Below are 19,713 nucleotides of genomic sequence, written 5' to 3' on the forward strand. Positions count from 1 at the left end.
ACATGAGACCACTGTTGACCGCGCTGGCCTGCCTCCTCGCCTTCTTCGTCGCCCCGGTCTCCGCCGCGAACGCCGCCACCGGCATCCACGTCAGCGGCACGAAGATCCTTGAGTCCAACGGCCAGGAGTTCGTCATGCGCGGCACCAGTCACGCGCACACCTGGTACCCGACGCAGACCAAGGCGTTCGCCGACATCAAGTCGCTGAAGGCCAACACCGTGCGGGTCGTGCTCAGCGGCGGCCGCTGGACCGCCAACACCGCCTCCGACGTGGCCGACGTCGTCGCCCTCTGCAAGCAGAACAAGCTCATCTGCGTGCTCGAGAACCACGACACCACCGGGTACGGCGAGCAGAGCGGCGCCTACACCCTCGACCAGGCCGCCAACTACTGGATCAGCGTCAAGTCCGCCCTGGTCGGCCAGGAGAACTACGTCATCATCAACATCGGCAACGAGCCGATCGGCAACAACGCCGTCACTCCTGGCTGGGCCGCCGCCACCACGGCCGCGATCCAGAAGCTGCGCAGCAACGGCTTCGAGCACGCGCTGATGGTGGACGCGCCCAACTGGGGCCAGGACTGGCAGTTCGGCATGCGCGACAACGCGCGGGCGGTCTTCGACAGCGACCCGAACAAGAACACGATCTTCTCCATCCACATGTACGGCGTCTTCGACACCGCCGCGGAGATCAACGCGTACATGGACGCCTTCAAGACCGCCGGTCTGCCGCTGGTCGTCGGCGAGTTCGGGTTCAACCACTCCGACGGGAACCCGGACGAGGACACGATCATGGCCCAGTCCGTGAGCCGCGGCCTCGGCTACCTGGGCTGGTCGTGGAGCGGCAACGGCGGCGGCGTCGAGTACCTCGACCAGGTCACCAACTTCGACGTCACCCAGCTCACGGATTGGGGCCGGCGGCTGTTCAACGGCGCCAACGGCATCGCGGCCACCTCCAAGCAGGCCTCGATCTACGGCGGCGGCAGCACGGACACCAGCCCGCCGACCACGCCCGGCACGCCGTCCGCCTCCGGTGTCACCTCGTCGGGAGCCACGCTGACCTGGACCGCCTCCACGGACAACGTGGGCGTGGCCGGTTACGACGTCTACACCTCGACCGGCACCATGCTCGGCTCGACCGCCACGAACTCGATCACGCTGACCGGGCTGTCGGCGGCGACCACGTACCAGGTCTACGTGAAGGCCAGGGACGCGGCCGGCAACCAGTCCGCCGCGTCCCCGACGGCGTCGTTCACCACGCAGAGCGGCGGCAGCGGCGGCGGCGGGTGCACGGCCGCCGGGACCGTGCAGAGCCAGTGGAGCACCGGGTACGTCCTGCAGCCCGTGACCGTGACCAACACCAGCACCTCGACCAAGTCGAGCTGGACGGTGACCTTCACGCTGCCGGCCGGGCACACGGTCACCGGCTCCTGGAACGCCGCGGTGACGGTCAGCGGCCAGACCGTGACGGCCAAGAACCTGAGCTACAACGGCTCACTCGCGCCGAACGCCAGCACCGGCTTCGGGGTGCAGGCCGGCCGTCCGAGCGGCAACACAGCCGTCCCTTCCGGCTACACCTGCGCCAACTGAACCGCCAGTCGTACCGCTGCGTATGAGGAGGTGAGGCGAGAACACAACATCCCTGCCTAGTGACACCATCCCGCCCGGATGGGACGGACGCGGCCGATACCTCCAGTCGGCCGCGTCCGTGTCTATGGCCTCTGCTCCGCATAGGCGGGCTCGGTCGCTGGAAGCCGTCGCCTTCCCTCGTCACTCCGGTCGCTTCGCTCCCTGCGTTCCTCAGTCCAGGCGACGGCGCTCCCTCGCCTGTCTTACCGGACCTGGGCTTTCTTGATTTCCGTGAACCTCTGTCGGGCAGCGTTGATCGCGTCCTCGTCGTCGAACTCGGCGAAGGCCTGCTCCTGGTAGCGGGCCGGGATCAGCCGCCGGACCCGGTCCGGATAGCCCATGCCCGGCTCCGGCACCCTGACCACGGGAGGGATGCCGATGCGGACGGCGATCGGGCCAGAGGCCCGTACGGAGGTCGCCCAGTCGGTGCCCGCGTCGGTGACCGCGCACATGTGGCGCGCGTACACCCACTTCACCTCGACGACGGAAGTGGCGTCCGCCGGTTCGGTCCCGAACGTCTCCACGGCGCACACGACGCGCGAGTCGAAGTCGTGGCCGTGCGCGTGGTGCTCGTCGAGCGAGGACTGCTCCAGCACCAGCGTCACCTGGGCGGCGAGCTCCTTGTACAGCTGCGACGACGGCTGCCGGCCGGCGAAGAACATCACCCCGGCCAGGGTCAGGCCGGCCAGGGTGACGATCGCCGCGACCAGCCCGCGACGTGACTTGATCACGGACTGGTGCAGGTCAGGGCCGGGGCCGGGTTCGGGATCGAACCCGTGGCGTTGAAGCCGAACGTGGTCGTCGCGTTCGGCGCCAGCTGCCCGTTGTAGGTGGCGTTCTTGACCACCACGTTGGGCGGCTGCCCGGACAGCACGCCGTTCCACGGCGAGCCGTCGAAGCCCTGGCCGCCGCTGTAGGTCCACTTGACCGTCCAGCCGTTGATGGAGGAGGCGCTCGTGTTCTTCACGGTCACCTCGCCCTGGAAGTGGCCGGCCCAGCCGGTGTCGGTGGCCTTCCATGTGGCGGTGCAGGCGCCGGGGTTCGGGGTGACCGTCGGCGTCACCGTCGGGGTGGCGGTGGGCGTGCTCTGGCCCGGGCCGACGCCGGTGACCTCGCCGTTGCCGCCGTCGAAGACGACGTCGGAGCAGCTGTAGAAGTTCTCGTTGCTGTCGGAGCGGATCCAGTGCGTGTAGATGATGTGCCGGCCGGTCTTGCCGGACGGGAGCTGGGCGTTCCAGTAGTAGTAGTTGAGCGCGCCGGCGGGGCCGGTGTCGGGCGGGTTCGTGACGCTGCCGAACGGCTCCAGATCCGACCACTTCAGCGGCCCGTTCGGGTTCCAGCCGTTCTTGGTGATGTAGTAGTTGAACGAGCCGGGGTGCTTGGCCCAGTTGCTGTGCCGCATCTGGATGGTCGCGCCCGAGGTCAGGTGGGTCACCGGCCAGTCACTGCGCACCGCGTTGTAGGCCGTGAAGTCGTAGGGACCTCCGGTGCCGCCGCTGCAGAGCTGCCCGTCGGGGATGAATCCGGAGGTACGGCCCGCGCCGTCGGAGCGCAGTACCGCGAACCAGTTGTACAGCGGGGTCGAGCCGCTCTGCGCGACGGCCGCCGCGCACGCGGGGTTGTAGGGGGTGATCTGGCCGTTCTCCCGCAGGCCGTCCTTCCAGCACAGGAACGTCCTGGCGCCGGGGAACATCGACACCCCGTGCGCCTGTGCCTGCATGGGCACGATCAGGACAGTCGCGATCAGTACCGTGACGGCGGTGATCGCCGCCGACTTGAATAACCTCATGGGGATTCCCTTGCGCTGACGACAGAGGAAAAACCTGCCCCATGACCTGCCCGCCCGGTGAGCGCATTGAATCACGCCCCGGACGGCTCCGACAACGCGCTGTGAAAGTTTCATCCGATCTTGGTCACCGTGCCCTATGATTGGGAGCGCTCCCATTCAGGGACATGGCGCCGGTCGTGCCAGCGAGGGGCGCGGACGACGTTAGAGGGGTACGGCGGGTGCTGCCGTACCCCTCATCAATCCCGCTCGAGCGCGGCGTCGATCTCGTCGAGCCTGGCCTGCAACTCGCTCAGGCAGGCGGGCGCGAGCCGGCCCTCGGCCATGCGGTCGGAGAGCTTCCTGCGCACGCCCGCGGTCGTCGACGCTGACGGGCCGTGCGGCGACACCGCGGCGTGCAGCACCTGCTTGAGGTCCAGCACGACGTCGGCGTCGGTCGCGCCGCACGGCGTCCTGGCCTCCAGCACGGTCCTGAAGTCGTCCACGGCCTGCTCCACGGTGTCCACCGTGACCGGCGTGCTCTCCACGAGCGCCGGCCTGCTCTCGATGTGGTTGGCCGGAGGCGAGGGCAGGACCGCCGTGGGCGAGGGCATGATCGCCGTCGGCGACGGCATGACCATTCCCTCCAGGTCCTGGAACCCCGTCCGCTGGAGCCACAGCAGGGCGGAGAGCGCGATGGCCGCCGACCCGGCGACCGTGAGACCGCGCCTGACCTGCCGGCCCAGCGTCGCCGTGCCGAGCGCTGAGGTCAGCGCCGAGACGATCTCGGCCGTGGTCGGCCGCGCCTCCGGCCGGTACGCCAGGCAGCGCTGGCAGAGCGAGGCCACGGAGTGCGGCACGCCGGGGATGCGGGGCGGAGGATAGATCCTGCGGGCCGCCTCGATCTCCTCCCACGTCGTCTCCGGGTACGGCGTGTGCCCCGTGAGCATGGCGTACAGCAGCACGCCCAGGGCGTACACGTCGACCGCGGGATGGGTCGGCGCGCCGAACAGCCGCTCGGGGGCGACGTAGGGAGGGGTGCCGCGGTCGTCGTCGGGATCTCCGGCCCAGGCCGCGATGCCGAAGTCGAGCAGCTTGGGGCCGTCGGCGGTGAGCAGCACGTTCTCGGCCGTGACGTCCCGGTGGACCAGGCCGCGGGCGTGCCCGGCCATCAGGACCCGCGCCAGCCTCAGCGCGATGGCCGCCGCCTCGGACCACGGCAGCGGGCCCTGCTCGATGCGCTCGGCCAGCGGTGGGCCGTCGAGCAGCGGCATCACCACGTAGGCCGCGACGCCGCCGTTCGTGGTGACGGTCTCGCCGTAGTCGTAGATCTCGATGGAATCGGGATGGATGAACCTGGCGGCGGCGCGGGCCTCACTGCGCGCGCTGACCCGCTCGCAGTCGCCGGCGTGCAGTGAGGCCGTGAGCACCTTGACCGCGATCATCCGGTGCAGTGACTGGTCGAAAGCGCGCCAGATGACCGACATTCCCCCGCGGGCCAGCGGATCCAGCAACAGATACCTGCGGGCCAGCACATCCCCCGGCTCAAGCCGACTCACGGATGACCAGTTCCGTGGGGAGTATGGGGTCGATCCCCGCGGCCCCCGTCAGGAGCAGCCGGGTGGCGACCGTGGCGAGCTCCTCGACGGGCTGGCGGATGGTGGTCAGGGCGGGAACGGTGTGCCTCGCGACCGGCGCGTCATCGAATCCGATCACCGCGACGTCCGCGGGCACCTTGCGCCCCGCCCTGCGTAATGCCTGGATCGCGCCCGCCGCCATCAGGTCGGACGCCACGAAGACGGCGTCCAGCCCGGGGGCGTGGCGTAACAGCCACTGCATGGCGTGCGTGCCGGAGGCCGCGGTGAAGTCGCCGTACGCCACGGGCACGTCCGGCAGGCCGGCTGCTTGGAGCGTGCGTATCAGACCCTCCAGGCGATCTCGGGCGCCGGGCAGGGACGGTGGGCCGCCGATGGCGGCGACGTTGCGGCGGCCGGACAGCAGGAAGTGCTCGGCCGCCTGGCGCCCGCCGTCGAGGTTGTCCACGTCGGCGAACGGGAGCTTGAGGTCGTGAGGCGGGCGGCCGATGTTGCGCACGGGGACGCCCGAGGTGGATAACTTGATCGCCAGAGGATGTCGCTCTCTGGCGCCCACGATGAGCACCGCGCCGGACAGCGCCGGCAGGGTGGATGACGTGGGGGTGACGGTGGTAATCATGAGATGGGTGCCGTGCTCGGCGAGCACGGCACCTGCCGCGGACAGGAGCCGGGCGTAGTAGGGCTCGGAGAAAAGGCGGGGGAGATGGTCGCAGATCACTGCCGTGACTCCGTCGGCGATGGTCTTGGCGGCCGTTCCCCGTGGAGCGCGTTGGCGCACGTATCCCATGCGGGAGACGGCGTCGTAGACTTGCCGGCGGGTCGAGGTACTGACCCGCACCGAGCCCGTGAGGACTCGAGATGCGGTCGCGGGGGAAACCCCTGCAGCGGCCGCCACCTGTGCCAGTGTGGGCTGCTCGGTCATGGAGCACCTCGCGGGAAGATCCTGGGAGCGCTCCCACGTTACCAATGTTTCGTCGCTGTTAATAGGGCCTTTGCTAGGAGTGCGTCCGCTTGTGCGGACGCACCCCGAATTTCCTCAGCTAGGAGGCATTGGCACCCGGCGGGCCTTTCTGAGTTTTCCCAGTTTTCCGCCGCTGTTGATCAGTGGTTAAACGTCGTGTCGATGTCCGCCTCGTCCAGTTGGTTATCCGGGCGGTCGTTCCTGGGCTCCTGCCGCCGGGGCGCGCAACTCGATCCGCAGCCACCGAAGCGAGAGGTGTTGACCGGCGTGAAGTCGGTCGCCGGGATGCCCTTGAGGGCGGCCTTCATGGTGTCGTTCCAGATGGGCCCGGGGATGGAGGCGCCGAAGACCGAGCCGTAGTAGCGGCCGCCGATGCGGATGTTGTTCAGCTTGTGGGTGACCGCGCCGCGCGGGTCGCCGATGCTGACCGCGCCCGCCAGGTCAGGGGTGAAACCGGCGAACCAGGCGGTGGACTGGGCGTCCGTGGTGCCCGTCTTGCCGGCCGCCGGCCGGCCGATGCCGCCGACGCCCTTCATGGTGCCCTTGGTGAACACGCCGGACATGATGCTCGCCGCGGCGTCGGTCACCTCAGGGTCGATCGCCTGCTTGCACTTGGGCTTGTAGTTGGTGACCTTGCCGTCGCGATCCTTGATCGAGGTGATGGCCATCGGCGTGCAGTACTTGCCGCGGGCGCCGATGGCGGCGTACGCGGTGGCGACGGTCACGGGGTCCATCTCGTTGATACCGAGCGTGAACGTCTCGTACTCCTGCAGGTCCAGCCCGTCGGAGCGCTTGATGCCCAGCGACTTGGCCGTCTTGACCACGTTGCAGAGGCCCACCTTCTGCTCCAGCGCCATGAAGAAGGTGTTCACCGAGCCCCAGGTGCCGGTGGCCAGCGATTCGAAGCCCCCGTCGCCGCCCTCGGCGTTGGTGACGGTGAAGCTGGGATCGCCCACGTTGTTGCCCTTGCAGTTCTTGAACGACCAGAAGGCCGGAGCGCGGTAACCGCCGCCCACCGAGATTCCGTCGTTGATCTTCATGCCCTGCTTGAGCGCGGTGAGCAGGGTGAAGGGCTTGAACGTCGAGCCGGCCTGGAAGCCGACGCCACCGCCGTGCACCGCGTCGGCGACGACGTTGTAGGACATCTCGTTCTTGCTCTTGCGGATGCCGTACTTGCGGCTGGCGGCCATGGCCTTGATCTGGCCGGTCCCGGGCTGCACCAGGGCCTCCGAGGCGACCGGGTTGTCCGAGGCGAACACGTGCTTCTTGATCGCCTTCTCGGCCGCGGCCTGCATCTTCGGGTCGATCGTGGTCCTGATCTCGAGGCCGCCCCGGTTGAGGAACTGGGTTCGTTCCTTCTTCGTCTTGCCGAAGTCCACGTTGCTGAGGATCTCGTTGCGGACGTACATGCAGAAGTACGGGTAGTCGCTGGACTCGCAGCCGCCGGGCAGCGGGGTGCCCTTGTAACCGAGCTTCGTGGCCTTGGCCTCGGCGGCCTGCTCCGGCGTGATCTTCTTCAGCTCGGCCATCCTGTCCAGCACGACATTGCGCCGGGCCAGCAGCCGCTCCTTGTACTCCTTGCCCCGGTCGGGGTCGGTCTGCAGCGGGTCCTGCACGGCGCCGGCCAGGGTGGCGGCCTGCGGCAGGGTCAGCTTGGCGGCGGGCACCCCGAAGAAGCGCCTGGCGGCCGATTCGATGCCGTAGGCGCGGGCGCCGAAGTACACGATGTTCAGATACTTCTCGAGGATCTGGTCCTTGGTGTACTTCTTCTCGATCGCCATCGCGTACCGCAGCTCGTTGAGCTTACGCGCGTAGCTGGCCTCGAGGGCCGCGTTCTTCTCCTTCTTGGTGGTGCCCGAGTTGAGCAGCACCTGCTTGACGTACTGCTGGGTGATGGACGAGCCGCCCTGGGCGATGCCGCCCGAGCTGAGGTTCTTGGCCAGGGCGCGGACGGTGCCCTCGATGTCGATCGGGCCGTGCTCGTAGTAGCGGAAATCCTCGATCGAGATGATCGCCGTCTTCATGATGTCGGCGATCTGGTCGAGCCTGACGTTCTCGCGGTACTCCTCGTAGAACGTCGCGATGGGCTTGCCCTTGGCGTCCAGCACCGTCGTCTTCTGCGCGAGGGGCGGTTCCTTGAGCTCCTGGGGTTTGATGCCCAGGTCCTCCGATGCCGAGACGAACATCGCTCCTGTCCCACCGACCGCGGGTAGCGCGATGGCCGCGGCCACCACACCGGCCGCGATCGCTGCCCCGGTCAGGCGCGCGATACTCGACACACGGGAACCCATGGTGGTAAAACCTCCCCTTCTTGGCATTTGGGTGCATCCTAAACCCCGCCATGACGTGCTCTATGTAAAATCTTGGACCCTGCTTGGGGCTGGTTTGTTCGCGCGGGAGGCGGGGTTTCTCCGTCTCTGCCCGCTTAATCGGCGTTCAGGCTGCCCGTGGCCTCGGCGCCAGCCGTGGCGATCTTCAGTTTTCGTCAAAGAAAGCGTGTTGACGTGCGGGTGGGTGTCGGCAGCTCTGGCAATGTCGGGTTCCTACCGGTCGTGGTGGGGGGTCATATGCGACGTGTCGGGGATGGCGAGCACTTCGATCGGCTGCTCGCCGCCGCTAGAACATACTGGGGTGAGAGCCCTGGCGGTGACAGCTGCGTCGTGGCGGAGGCGTTCGACCAGGACATCCGGGTCGTGGTGCGCACGCTCATGGTCGCGAAGGCTGTCTGCGAGCTGCTGTCGGCGCGGCTGTTCGCGCTGGTCGATCCGGAGTGGCGCGGGCTGGCCGAGGTGTTCGGGGCCGAGGCGGACGGGGGGCCGCGGGTGCCGCCGGCCGCGCTGGTCACCAGCCGGGTGGATCCCGGCGTGCCCAGGGACATCCCGGTCGTGCAGGTCCACGGGAAGGGGTCGCTGAAGGCGTACGCGCTCTTCCCCGATCAGGGTCCCTGCTCGTTCCACGAGGAGCTGCCGGCCCGGGTCGGAGCCTTCTTCGAGCGGCACGTCTGGCCGCACAGGCACGTGATCGCGCCCGACGCGGAGCGGACGGCCTGGCGGGCGAAGAGCGGCTACCAGGTCCGTACGGACACCGAGCGCCGCCAGCTCCGCCAGCACGGCTGTGCCCGTCTGGGGCTCGACCCCGGCCTGCCGACGTTCGCGGTCCTCGGCCACCAGCCGGAGCAGGACACGGAGCTGTTCCAGGCGACGGTGGACTACGCCGCATCCGACGTGTCGGCGAACTGGCTCTTCCTCGACCCCGTCACCAGGTCGCACTCCCGGATCAGGTGCGTGGCCGGCGCCCTGTCCACGAATCTGCTCTGGAGCATGACCGACGCGGGAGTCGCGTTCGGCAACAGCGATCTGCCCGCGTTCGGCATCCCCGTCATCCAGGCAGGCTGGTCGGTGGGCAGGGCCTGCCGCACCACGCACGTCGCGCTGCAGCCGTCGGACATCCGCCTGCTGCTCGACGAGGTCATCGCCAAGCACGACAAGGGGGAGTCCATCCTCGAGCCGGAGCAGCGTGAGCGCGCCCGCCTGTGGCTCTGGCTGCGCCGCTGCGGCGCGGACGTGCCCACCGGGCTCCTGCCGCACTGGGAGCACGGCGCCGACTACGCGCGGGCGCTCGCCGTCAACCTCTGGCACGTGGAGCGCGACGGCGACCCCCTCTACAGCGCGGTCGCACGCATGTGGGACCGGCGCGAGCCCATGCTCACCCGTTTCGACTTCCACGACCCGGCGGGGCCGTACATCAGGAGTGCCCACGATCGGTTCCGCCGACTCGGCCACGCCGTTCCGCACCATGACTTTCCCGACCCGGAAGGGCCGTTCGTCCCCAGGAGCACCCCATGACCAGCCCAGGATCCGCCACCGAGCTCGACCAGCTGATTCTTCCCGCCATCCCGCCCGTCCACCTCAACAACGGCCAGGTCTCCGCGCTGCAGGTGACCGACGGGTTCCACCGGGGCACCCAGATCGTGGGCAGGTTCGAGACCTCGGGGCTGGCGGGGTTCAAGGTCTCCGCGCAGGGGCGCTCGCTGCGGGTGCTGCTGACGCTGTCGCTGGACGAGCGGTCCCTGACCGGCTGGCACGACGGCAAGGCCGAGACCGCGACCTTGCTGCCCCGGCTGGTGCAGGTCCGCTCCCAGGGGCGGCTGCGCCAGTGCGTGGTGCTCAGGGGGAAGCGGGCGCACGCCCGCGTGACCTTCGACCTGTCGCCCGACGAGATCCCGGACGACGGGCTGATCTGCGTCGAGCTGCTCGACATCATGGAGGGCGACGGAGTCTGCCCGGAGGTGCGCCAGGCCGTGTCGGGGCGCGTCATGCCCGACGGGGTGGCCGGGGTGCGGCTGAACAAGGTGGTGTTCGAGGAGCCGCCGGCGGTGGACTTCGACCCGGACACTCTCGACGGCCTCCGCTGTGAGCACTCCTCGCTGATCAGCGCGGGCGGCCTGGTGAACTTCAACCGGCAGGGCGTGCGCGTGCTGCGCTCGGGCCTGTTCGTGGTCAACCCGCCGCTGAAGGACACGTTCGGGTCGAGCGGCCGCCTCACGCTCAGGCTGGGCACCAAGGCGGAGCCCGCGAGCGTCATCCCCGCGACGTGGGGACGGGTCAACAGCGAGCTGCGCTGGATGCGCCACGCCACCAGGAAGCTGCTGGGCATGGCGGCGCCGCCCGTCAAGCGGGTGCTCAGCATCAGGGACGGGAACATGGGAGTGCCCGAGCAGCGGGTCGACGGCAACGTGACCCAGCTCGTCCTGCCCAGCCCCACCAACTCGCCGTTCCTGGTGATCATGGGACCCTGCCTCGGCGCCATGCCCACGCTGGAGTCGGCCGTCGCGCACTAGTCAAGCTGCTCGCCGCTTGGTAACCCTGGGGGCAGGTGAGTGTAATGCGGCGGGAAAAATGGCCATTGCCGGTGATAACGCCGCTCAGCGGGAAGTTTCTCCTGTGTGAGGAGCGGCTTGCGAATCGAGACCATCCGGCACGTCCATTGCACGGTCCTGCGCGCCAGCGGCGAGCTGGACCACGCGGGCCGGGTCCGGTTCAGCGCCTGCATCAACGCTGTGTGGGACTGGACGCAGGGGCCCGTCCTCGTGTTCGACCTCGCTGATCTGGACTTTTACGATTCGTCCGTCATCGGGGTGCTCGCGATGGCCATGCAGCGGATGGAGGAAGAGGGCAGCGGGCGCATCATCGTGGTGCGGCCCTCCTCCCACCTGCTGTCGGTGCTACGGCTGACCGACCTGCTGTCGCACGTGGAGCTGCGGGGCAGCGTCGACGACACGGTGGCGGAGCTGACGCTGCAGTCGAGAGCGGCCGCCGCCGCGACATATGGGGCCAGGGCGGCGGCCGGCAGACATCACAGGCCGTAGGCCTCCAGCAGCCTCAGCCACACCTCGCTCACCGTCGGGAAGGACGGGACCGCGTGCCAGAGGCGGTCAAGCGGCACCTCGGCCGTGACCGCGATCGTGGCCGAGTGCAGCAGGTCGGACGCCCCCGGCGCGGCGAACGTGACGCCGAGCAGCACCTTCCTGTCCTCGTCCACCACGGCCCTGGCCCGGCCGCGGTAGCCGTCGCCCATCAGGTAACCGCCGGTGACCTTCCCCATGTCGTAGTCCACCACGCGCACACGGAACCCGTCGGCCCGAGCCACCGCCTCGGTGCGGCCGACCGCGCAGATCTGCGGATCGGTGAAGACGACCTGCGGCGCGCCGTACCCGTCCGCCAGATCCCGCATCCCGGGCAGCTCGTCACCGCGGGCCCGCGCGGCGATCACGTCACCGCAGATCCTGGCCTGGTACTTGCCCATGTGGGTGAGGAGCGCGCGTCCGTTGACGTCGCCCACGGCGTACAGCCAGCCGTCGGAGATCGCGGTGGCCCGCATGCTGTCGTCCACCTCGACGTACTTGCCGTCGGGCAGGCCCACCGTGCTGAGCCCCATGTCGCGGGTCGCGGGCCGGCGGCCGGTCGCCACCAGCAGCTCGTCGGCCTCCAGCGGCGGCCCGTCCGGCAGGTGCACCGTCACCTTCCCGCCGGGCTCCGGGCGCTCGACCCTGACGGCCTCGACCTGGTCGCGCACCTCGATGCCGGCCTCCGCGAACGACTCGGCCAGCAGCTCTCCCGCGAACGGCTCCATCCTGGGCAGCAGCCCGCGGCCGCGCACCAGCACGGTGGTCTGGCGTGCGCCGAGCCCGTGCATGGCCTGGGCCATCTCGCAGGCGACCACGCCGCCGCCGATCACGATCAGCCGCTCGGGGATGGAATCGGTCACGGTCACGTCATGGCTGGTCCAGGGCTCCGCCTCGGCCAGGCCCGGAGTGGGCGGGATGGCGGGCGTGCTGCCGGTGGCCAGCACGACGGCCTGCCGGGCGGTCAGCACGCGTTCGCCGCCGTCCTCGGTGGTGACGCGTACGCGCTTGGGGCCGTCGATGCGCCCGCGCCCCCGTACGTACTCGGCCGGCACGCTCTCGATCCACCGCACCTGCCCGGAGTCGTCGAAGTGCCCGATGGCCTCGTCACGCCTGGCCAGCACGGCCGCCACGTCGACGGGCCCGAGCGACAGCCCCGGGACGCGCGCCACCTCGCCCATCAGATCGATCGGCCGCAGCAGCGCCTTGCTCGGGACGCACGCCCAGTAGGAGCACTCGCCGCCGGCCAGCCGCTCCTCGACGATCGCCGCGGTCAGCCCGCCGCGCACGGCCCGGTCCACGACGTTCTCGCCGGCGGGACCGGCGCCGATCACAATGACGTCGAACTCGTCAGCCACCCTGCCTCCAGAAGCACTCGCCTATGCATGGCACTCTTTCATGCCTGGCCTGGGACCACCTCGTCGCGCCCCGTTCGCCGGACTTCACGCCGCGTTCACCCGGGGCCCGTACCGTGCCCGCATGGTTGATCGTTACCCGACGTCGGTGCCGTACCGGCAGCGGACGGATGGCTATCACACGTACCGGATCCCCGCGGCGGTGGTGACCGGGGCGGGCACGGTGCTGGCGTTCGCGGAGGGGCGGCACGCCTCGGCCGGGGACTCCGGCCGCATCGACATCGTGCTCAAGCGCTCCACGGACGGCGGCAGGACCTGGGGCGCGCTCCAGGTGGTCGCCACGGAGCCGCGCCGGGGCACCGCGGGCAACCCCGCGCCCGTGGCACTGGCCGACGGCCGGATCGTCCTGGTCCACGTCAGGCAGGGGCCGTCGGTCACGGAGGACAGGATCCGGCGTGGCCAGGTGGCCGCGGCCGACGGGCGGCGGGTGTTCGTACAGGTCAGCTCGGACGACGGGATCACCTGGCCGGCGCCTCGCGAGATCACCGGCAGCGTGAAGCGCGCCGAGTGGCGCTGGTACGCGACCGCTCCCGGGCACGCCGTCGCGCTGCGCAGCGGTCGGATCGTGGTGCCCGGCAACCACTCGCTGCCGCCGTCCGGGTCCGACACCGGGACAGAGGGCAAGTACGACGGCGGCCACGCGCTGCTGAGCGACGACGGCGGCCAGACGTGGCGCCTCGGGTACGTCGACGACAACCCCGACGGGTACGTCAACGTCAACGAGACCACCGCCACCGAACTGCCGGACGGCCGCCTCTACGTCAACGCCCGCACCGACTCCACCGCCCCCGGCACCAGGGCCGACGCGTACTCCTCCGACGGCGGCCAGACGCTCGACCGCCCCTTCCGCCCCCAGGCGGGCCTGGTCGGGCCGGTGGTGGAGGGCAGTGCACTGTGGTGCTCGTCACCGGACGTGCTGCTGTTCTCGGGTCCTGCCGCGCCGGACGCCCGGGCGCTGATGACCGTACGGGCCAGCGGCGACCTCGGGGTGACCTGGCGGGCCGTGCACACGGTGTCGGGGCTGCCGGCGGCCTACTCCGACCTGGTGCGGGTTGACGGGGACACGGTGGGACTGCTGTTCGAGACCGGCGACTTCGGAGCGTACGAATCCATCGCCTTCCGCCGTATCCCCATCGCCGAGCTGACCCCCTGACTCAGGTGGCGAGGGGGTTGGGCAGGGTGGTCCAGCTGTCGCCGGGTGGGGCGCTCTCCAGGCGGGCGAGCAGGTGGGCCTTGACCGTGAGGTGCGGCCCGAAGAGCGCCTTGCGGTCCTCCGTGCGCGGCAGTTCGTCGGACGCGTCCCTGGCCGCGGCGGCCACGACGTCCCAGAGGCGGGACTCCTCGGCCCGGTCGCCCCGGCCGAAGAGCGCGATCAGGCTGCCGAACGTCGTGCCGACGAGCCCGCCGAAGAGCTTGGCGTGCAGGGTTCCGGGATCGTCCGCGAGGAGCCGGGCGCTGACCGGCGGGAGCTCGACGCCGTTGCGGGCGAGCCTGGCGGGGCTGATTCGGACGTCGGCCAGGTCGCGGTAGACCAGCCGGTACGGCATGCCGTCCCGGTCCAGCTCCACCAGCAGGTTCTGGCCGTGCGCCTCGAGAGCCACGCCGAGCGCCAGCAGGCCCAGCAGGTCACGGAAGGCCGGCCGGGCGAACGCGGCCAGCCACGCCGCCGGGTCGCGGACCATGGCGGCGGTGACCGCCCCGACGGGGACGGCGGACCCTGTCGGCTCGCGGAGCATGGCCGCCAGGTCGGGGCTGTGCTCGCCGTTCACCATGGCTGCGGCCCCGGCCAGGTAGCGGGCGATCCGCGGCCGTCCCCCCTGCCGCGCGGACAGGACGGTGAGCAGGTGCGACAGGTGGACGCAGTCGCGGACGGAGCCGGGCGAGATGTCCCTGACGCCGGACGTCATCCGGGTGCTGAACGCCGTCTTGATGTGCGGGCCGCCGTCGAGCGGGGCGAGAGTGCGGACGGACATGAGCGGACGGGCCGGGACGGCGGCGGTGACGTGCGGACGCAGGCCCAGGCCGGGCAGGACGTGGGCGCTCTGCCAGGGGTGCACGGGGAGCAGGAGCCGGTCGCCGTCCCTGAGGGAGTCCGGCCACGGGCCCGAGACGAGGCAGTCAGCGGCGGGGACCGCGAGCAGGTCCAGGTGGACGACTGGCCGGTGCTCCGGCATGTACGCCAGCTGCTCGGCCACGGAGACGCCGGGACGGCTGCGGCAACCCGGGTGGTACGGATGGCCGTCCACCACGCTCTGCTCGTGCTCCTCCGGGGTGCCAGGGGTGTGGAAGGGCTGTGCGCGGGACAGCGCCAGCGAGGCCACGCTGTTGTCCAGGTCCGCCACCAGCTGGTCCGTGCCCGGCAGGCCGAGGGCAGCCAGGAGCTCGGCCGGGTGGGTGTACGGGTGGCCGTTCAGCCAGAGCGCGGGCTCGCGCCCGAGGTCGTACGGCTCACGCGCCCGCCCCATGAGCCTGCGCCCGTCCGCCAGCGCGACCTGGACCCGCGCGGCCGGGCGCCACTCCGAGGAGGTCAGCAGGCCGGGCAGGGGCTCGTACAGGAGGCTGCGCCAGAGGCGGCCCAGGACGGCGGCGCGGGCGTCCGGAAGGGCCGCCATGTACGCTGCGGACAGCTCAGGGCGCACGAGGGCCAGGTCGGCCGCGAACTCCGCCTCAGAGCGCCTCATATTTCACACTATTTCCAGATAAGACCTGCTGATAGCTGCCCTTGTTGGCACCAATGGGGACAAAGGGTATGGATAAGGTCGCCATGACCGCTACCGACGGCTTTCTCCCTCTCTCCAGAGAGGCGCGAAGAGACGCCGCAGCCCTCGCCATGACGGCACTGCTCAACTGCCTCATACGCGAGGTGGCCCGTCCCGCGTGGGACGGCACGTTCCTGCTGCCCGCGACCGGACACGTCCTGCGTGCCGACGACGGGCGGTTCCCCGGCAGGCCCGCGCTCCACACGCCGGACGGCTGGTGCCCGCTGTCCCTGGACGACCTGGTCGCGCTGGCGGCCGCCGAGCTGCGCGCCGGCACGGGGGTCGCCAACGACGCGCTGCCGGCGGAGATCACGCACAGCCGGGACGTCATGGCCGCCCTGCTGGCCGCCAGGCGGTCCGCGACACCCCCCGCGGACGTCTACCTGCGCTCCGAGCAGGCCCTCGTCGCGGGCCACCGCTACCACCCCGCGCCCAAGGCCCGCGGCGGTTCGGACCCGCGAGCGTGGCTCCGGTACTCGCCGGAGGCGCACGCGAGCTTCGTGCTGCCGCTGTTCGGCGTGCCCGCGGAGCAGCTGGTGGAGGAGGGGGACGCGAGCGCGCTCGACCGGCTGGGCCCGCCGCCGGGCGACGGCCTGGCCCTGCTGCCCGCGCATCCCTGGCAGGTGGAGCTGCTGGGCGGCCCGCCGCTGCGCCGCCTGGGCGTCACGCCGGTCGTGGCGTGGCCGACCTCGTCGATCCGCACGGTGTACCTGCCGGAGCCGGACCTGTTCTGCAAGTTCAGCCTGGACGTACGGATCACGAACGACGTCCGCCGGCTCTGGCTGCACGACCTGAAGAAGCTGGCCGCGATCGCCGACCTCGTGGGGCGCGCGTTCGACGACCTCCCGGCGCATGTGCCCCGCCCCGCCGTGCTGCGCGACCGCGGCTACCGCAGCGCGGAGCTGGGCCGGGACGGCGGCGAGGCGCTGGCGGTCATCGTCCGCGACGGGCTGCGCGAGCACCTGCGCCCGGGGCTGACGCCGCTGCTGGCGGCGGGGATCAGCGAGGGCTTCCCCGGCAACCCGATCGACGGGCTGAGCGAGGACCAGGCGCTCGCGTGGTGGGAGCGCTACCTCGACCACGTGGTGCCCCCGGTCCTGCACGCCTACTTCCGCCACGGGATCGTGCTCGAATGCCACCTGCAGAACGTGCTGATCGCGGTGGACGGGCACGGCAGCCCCGCGCAGGCGATCTTCCGCGATCACGAGGGCGTCAAGGTGCTCGCGGACCGGCATCCGCCGCTGCCGGGCATGGACGGCTCGCGGGCATGGGAGCGGCTGGTGTACTGCCTGGTGACCAACAACCTCTGCGAGATCGCCGGGGCGCTCGCCGAGCGCCGTCCGGGAGTGCGGGAGGAGCTGTGGGCGCGGGCCAGGGAGGTGTTCTCGGCGTGCGGCGCGGACCACGGCGATCCGGACGAGCTGCGTGACCTGCTGTCCGCCGCGCACATTCCCGCCAAGGCCAATCTCCTGCTGCGCTGGCTGGACGCCCCCGGCGGGGACATGCGGTGCGTGCCCGTGCCCAACCCGTTGAGCCGTCTCAGGGAAGCGAGCGCATGCGGCCGATGATGGCCGTGGTCGAGTGGTCGGACAGGTAGCCGAGCACGCGCACCTCGCCGCCCAGCGAGCGGACCAGCGGCGCCTCGGGCAGCATCTCCGCGGTGTAGTCGCCGCCTTTCACATAGAGCTCGGGGCGGATCATCCTGAGCAGCCGTTCGGGCGTGTCCTCGTCGAACTCCGTCACGTAGTCCACGTCGTTCAGCGCCGCCAGCACGGACATGCGGTCGTCGCACGGGTTGAGCGGGCGGCCCGGACCCTTCAGCCTGGCCACGCTGGCGTCGCTGTTGACCGCCACCACCAGCACGTCGCCGAGCCGGCCCGCCTGCTCCAGGTACGTCACGTGTCCCCGGTGCAGCACGTCGAAGCAGCCGTTGGTGAACACCACCCGCTCACCCCTGCGCCGGTGCCCGTCCAGGAGCTGGGCCAGGCGCTCGGCCGGCTGCACGGCGCCCTCCTGGCTGCGCAGGGCGCGCAGCAGCTCGTACCGGGTGCAGACGGCCGTCCCCGGGCGGCGTACGACGACGCCGGCCGCCGCCTGGCCCGCCTCCGCGGCCTCCTCCGGCGACGCGCCTCCGGCCAGCCAGAGCGCGAACGCGGCCGTGTAGGTGTCGCCCGCGCCCGTGGCCATGTGCTGGGGCGCGGGCCGGGCGTAGGTGCGGTACGGCGGGCGGCCGCGCCTGTGCAGCAGCGTGCCCTCGCCGTCCAGCGTGGTCACCACGATCGCGGCGCGGGTCAGCTCCATGAGCCGGTCGGAGCGGGCCGTCAGGTACGCCAGGCGGTCGACCGGCTCGCCGGCGTCGCCCAGCAGGTGTACGACCTCCGCGTAGTTCGGCAGCACGGCGGCGGGAGCGCATTCGCCCCACGGCGCCACCGCGTGCGCGTCCACCACCAGCAGCGGGGACCCGGCGAGCGCCCGGCGCACGGCCGGGGTGAACACGCCGCCGCCGTAGTCGCACGCGATCACCACGTCGGCGGCGCGCACGGCCTCGCCCAGCCGGCCGAGCAGCTCCCGTTCGGCCTGCTCGGAGAGCACGTCGAGGTCCTCCTCGTCGTAGCGGGCGGTGAGCTGGCCGCCGCTGACCAGCCGCCGCTTGTGCGCGGTACGCCGGCCCGGCACGGTCACCAGGTCCGTCTCCACGCCCAGCAGGTGGAGCGACTGCATGAGTTTGTCCCCGCAGGCGTCGTCGCCCACGGCGCCCAGGAGCCGTACGCGGGCGCCGAGCGCGACGAGGTTGGCGGCGGTGTTGGCGGCCCCGCCGGGGGCCTCCTCGGTGGCCTCCAGGCTCATCACGGGCACGGGCGCCTCCTGTGCCAGGCGCTTGGCCGAGCAGCGCAGCCAGGAGTCCAGCATGACGTCGCCGACGACCACGGCGCTGATGGTCCTGTCAGTGGCCATGGGGAGCGAATACCTGAGAAAGGCCAGCTCAAACCCGGTGTGCTCGCAACCGCCCGCCCCTGCGGAGGTTCGCGGCCCCGCGCCGCGGCCCGTCCAGGGCGTCCCGACCGAAGCGCGGCGGGTTAAACCTGTGAGCCCGCCGGGTAGCACGGGCGGCTATGCGAGGCACATCCGGTCTGATCGAAGAGGTCGAACGGATCGCCGTGCTGCGCGCCAACGCGCTCGGCGACTTCCTGCTCGCCGTCCCTGCCTTGAAGGCGCTCAAGCACGCCTATCCGGGGGCGAGCCTGACCCTGCTCGGCACCCCGTGGCACGCCGATTTCCTCGAGGGCCGCCCGGGGCCGGTGGACGACGTGGTGGCGCTGCCCCCGATCTCGGGCGTGTCGACACAGGCCAGTGGGTGGGCGGCGCCGGAGAAGCTGTGCGAGCGGCTGCGGGCGCGCCGGTTCGACCTGGCGGTGCAGATCCACGGCGGCGGCCGCCACTCCAACCCGTTCATCCGCCGGCTGGGCGCCAGGGTGACCGCCGGAATGCGCGCCCCCGGGGCGGAGAGCCTGGACCGCTGGGTGCCGTACACGGACTACCACCACGAGACCCTGCGCTTCCTCCAGGTCACCGCGCTGGTCGGAGCGGTCACGGGCGACCTGGAGGCGCGGGTGGCCGTGACCGGAGCCGACCGGGCGGAGCTCGCCGAGGCGCTCGGCGAGCCGCCGCGAGGGCTGGTGGCCGTGCACCCGGGCGCGAAAGACCCGCGGCGGCGCTGGCCGGTGGAGCGCTTCGCCGAGGTGGCCGACCGGACCGGCCGCCCCGTCGCCGTCACGGGCACTCCGGAGGAGAAGGACCTCGTCATGGGCGTGGTCGGCGCGATGCGCCGGCCCGCGATCCCCGTCGTGGGCGCTCTCGGCATCGGCGGCCTGGCCGCGCTCTACGAGCGCTGCGACCTGGTGATCGCCAACGACACGGGCCCGCGCCACCTGGCCGCCGCCGTCGGCACGCCCACGGTGGCCGTCTACTGGTGCGGCAACCTGATCAACTACGGGCCGCTCAGCAGGGTCAGGCACCGGCCGCTGATCTCCTGGACCACGGCCTGCCCGGTCTGCGGCGCCGACGGCATGGACCCACGTGCCGAGCGCTGCCCGCACGACCTGCCATGGGTGACCGACGTGTCGGTGGACAGCGTGACGGAGCAGGTTCGCGATCTGCTGGACGACGCATAGCGAGGGGCGCGCGCGGG

Annotated in this window: 15 protein-coding genes; 7 read left to right on the forward strand and 8 right to left on the reverse strand. The window is 71.1% G+C overall.

All coding sequences use genetic code 11. The annotated features are described in order from the left end of the window. Positions 1–2: 2 nt before the first annotated feature. Positions 3–1,586: a cellulase family glycosylhydrolase gene (locus ABD830_RS44065; RefSeq protein WP_345000752.1), complete on the forward strand. Its 1,584-nt coding sequence runs from the start codon at positions 3–5 to the stop codon at positions 1,584–1,586. Positions 1,587–1,828: 242 nt separating this feature from the next. Here the strand turns inward: ABD830_RS44065 and ABD830_RS44070 are convergent, their stop codons facing one another. From ABD830_RS44070 to ABD830_RS44090, 5 genes are all read right to left on the reverse strand, one after another. Continuing rightward, positions 1,829–2,356 (reverse strand): hypothetical protein, encoded by a 528-nt coding sequence (locus ABD830_RS44070; RefSeq protein ID WP_345000754.1) that lies wholly within the window; start codon positions 2,354–2,356, stop codon positions 1,829–1,831. After that, positions 2,353–3,414: a lytic polysaccharide monooxygenase gene (locus ABD830_RS44075; protein ID WP_345000756.1), complete on the reverse strand. Its 1,062-nt coding sequence runs from the start codon at positions 3,412–3,414 to the stop codon at positions 2,353–2,355. The genes ABD830_RS44070 and ABD830_RS44075 overlap by 4 nt, the downstream gene beginning before the upstream one ends. A gap of 236 nt (positions 3,415–3,650) precedes the next feature. Next, complete coding sequence (locus tag ABD830_RS44080) at positions 3,651–4,949, reverse strand: serine/threonine-protein kinase (RefSeq protein ID WP_345000758.1); 1,299 nt, start codon at positions 4,947–4,949, stop codon at positions 3,651–3,653. Further along, positions 4,936–5,907: a LacI family DNA-binding transcriptional regulator gene (locus ABD830_RS44085; protein WP_345000760.1), complete on the reverse strand. Its 972-nt coding sequence runs from the start codon at positions 5,905–5,907 to the stop codon at positions 4,936–4,938. Before ABD830_RS44085 ends, ABD830_RS44080 begins: the two co-directional genes overlap by 14 nt. 179 nt (positions 5,908–6,086) lie before the next feature. Next, complete coding sequence (locus ABD830_RS44090; RefSeq protein ID WP_345000762.1) at positions 6,087–8,225, reverse strand: transglycosylase domain-containing protein; 2,139 nt, start codon at positions 8,223–8,225, stop codon at positions 6,087–6,089. Positions 8,226–8,513: 288 nt separating this feature from the next. On the opposite strand from ABD830_RS44090, the gene ABD830_RS44095 reads away from it, so the two are divergent. The 3 genes from ABD830_RS44095 (at position 8,514) to ABD830_RS44105 (ending at position 11,314) form a co-directional block, all read left to right on the forward strand. Next, entirely contained in the window at positions 8,514–9,791 is a 1,278-nt protein-coding gene (locus ABD830_RS44095; protein WP_345000764.1) for a hypothetical protein, read from the forward strand. After that, the gene (locus ABD830_RS44100; protein WP_345000766.1) at positions 9,788–10,786 is read left to right on the forward strand and encodes a hypothetical protein; all 999 of its coding nucleotides are present in this window, start codon (positions 9,788–9,790) and stop codon (positions 10,784–10,786) included. The genes ABD830_RS44095 and ABD830_RS44100 overlap by 4 nt, the downstream gene beginning before the upstream one ends. A gap of 117 nt (positions 10,787–10,903) precedes the next feature. After that, on the forward strand, positions 10,904–11,314 hold the full coding sequence (locus ABD830_RS44105; protein WP_345000767.1) for an STAS domain-containing protein: 411 nt from the start codon (positions 10,904–10,906) through the stop codon (positions 11,312–11,314). Here the strand turns inward: ABD830_RS44105 and ABD830_RS44110 are convergent. After that, a complete protein-coding gene (locus ABD830_RS44110) occupies positions 11,302–12,708 on the reverse strand; it encodes a dihydrolipoyl dehydrogenase family protein (RefSeq protein ID WP_345000770.1) in 1,407 nt (468 codons plus the stop codon). The genes ABD830_RS44105 and ABD830_RS44110 overlap by 13 nt on opposite strands. A 121-nt stretch (positions 12,709–12,829) precedes the next feature. Between ABD830_RS44110 and ABD830_RS44115 the strand changes: the two genes are divergently transcribed. Next, positions 12,830–13,918, forward strand: coding sequence for a sialidase family protein (locus ABD830_RS44115; protein ID WP_345000772.1), 1,089 nt, complete (start codon positions 12,830–12,832; stop codon positions 13,916–13,918). A 1-nt stretch (position 13,919) separates the two neighbouring features. On the opposite strand, the gene ABD830_RS44120 is transcribed toward ABD830_RS44115, so the two are convergent. Then, on the reverse strand, positions 13,920–15,446 hold the full coding sequence (locus ABD830_RS44120; protein ID WP_345000774.1) for an IucA/IucC family protein: 1,527 nt from the start codon (positions 15,444–15,446) through the stop codon (positions 13,920–13,922). 83 nt (positions 15,447–15,529) lie between these two features. Here ABD830_RS44120 and ABD830_RS44125 point away from each other — a divergent pair, with 83 nt between their 5' ends. Then, positions 15,530–17,092 carry an IucA/IucC family C-terminal-domain containing protein gene (locus tag ABD830_RS44125; protein ID WP_345000776.1) on the forward strand — a complete coding sequence of 521 codons (1,563 nt, stop codon included), beginning with the start codon at positions 15,530–15,532 and terminating at the stop codon, positions 17,090–17,092. Here ABD830_RS44125 and rfaE2 read toward each other — a convergent pair. After that, on the reverse strand, positions 17,064–18,479 hold the full coding sequence (gene rfaE2 / locus ABD830_RS44130; protein WP_345000778.1) for a D-glycero-beta-D-manno-heptose 1-phosphate adenylyltransferase: 1,416 nt from the start codon (positions 18,477–18,479) through the stop codon (positions 17,064–17,066). The two genes, ABD830_RS44125 and rfaE2, sit on opposite strands and share 29 nt — an antisense overlap. A gap of 158 nt (positions 18,480–18,637) precedes the next feature. Between rfaE2 and ABD830_RS44135 the strand changes: the two genes are divergently transcribed. Next, positions 18,638–19,696 (forward strand): glycosyltransferase family 9 protein, encoded by a 1,059-nt coding sequence (locus tag ABD830_RS44135; RefSeq protein WP_345000780.1) that lies wholly within the window; start codon positions 18,638–18,640, stop codon positions 19,694–19,696. Positions 19,697–19,713: the final 17 nt, after the last annotated feature.

It is taken from the genome of Nonomuraea helvata, from assembly GCF_039535785.1.
Lineage (GTDB): Bacteria > Actinomycetota > Actinomycetes > Streptosporangiales > Streptosporangiaceae > Nonomuraea > Nonomuraea helvata.

Coding starts and splice junctions, on each gene's coding strand:
- ABD830_RS44065 (WP_345000752.1), top strand. CDS start 3: ATGAGACCACTGTTGACCGCGCTGGCCTGCCTCCTCGCCTTCTTCGTC.
- ABD830_RS44075 (WP_345000756.1), bottom strand. CDS start 3,414: ATGAGGTTATTCAAGTCGGCGGCGATCACCGCCGTCACGGTACTGATC.
- ABD830_RS44085 (WP_345000760.1), bottom strand. CDS start 5,907: ATGACCGAGCAGCCCACACTGGCACAGGTGGCGGCCGCTGCAGGGGTT.
- ABD830_RS44095 (WP_345000764.1), top strand. CDS start 8,514: ATGCGACGTGTCGGGGATGGCGAGCACTTCGATCGGCTGCTCGCCGCC.
- ABD830_RS44100 (WP_345000766.1), top strand. CDS start 9,788: ATGACCAGCCCAGGATCCGCCACCGAGCTCGACCAGCTGATTCTTCCC.
- ABD830_RS44115 (WP_345000772.1), top strand. CDS start 12,830: ATGGTTGATCGTTACCCGACGTCGGTGCCGTACCGGCAGCGGACGGAT.
- ABD830_RS44120 (WP_345000774.1), bottom strand. CDS start 15,446: ATGAGGCGCTCTGAGGCGGAGTTCGCGGCCGACCTGGCCCTCGTGCGC.
- ABD830_RS44125 (WP_345000776.1), top strand. CDS start 15,530: ATGACCGCTACCGACGGCTTTCTCCCTCTCTCCAGAGAGGCGCGAAGA.
- rfaE2 (WP_345000778.1), bottom strand. CDS start 18,479: ATGGCCACTGACAGGACCATCAGCGCCGTGGTCGTCGGCGACGTCATG.
- ABD830_RS44135 (WP_345000780.1), top strand. CDS start 18,638: ATGCGAGGCACATCCGGTCTGATCGAAGAGGTCGAACGGATCGCCGTG.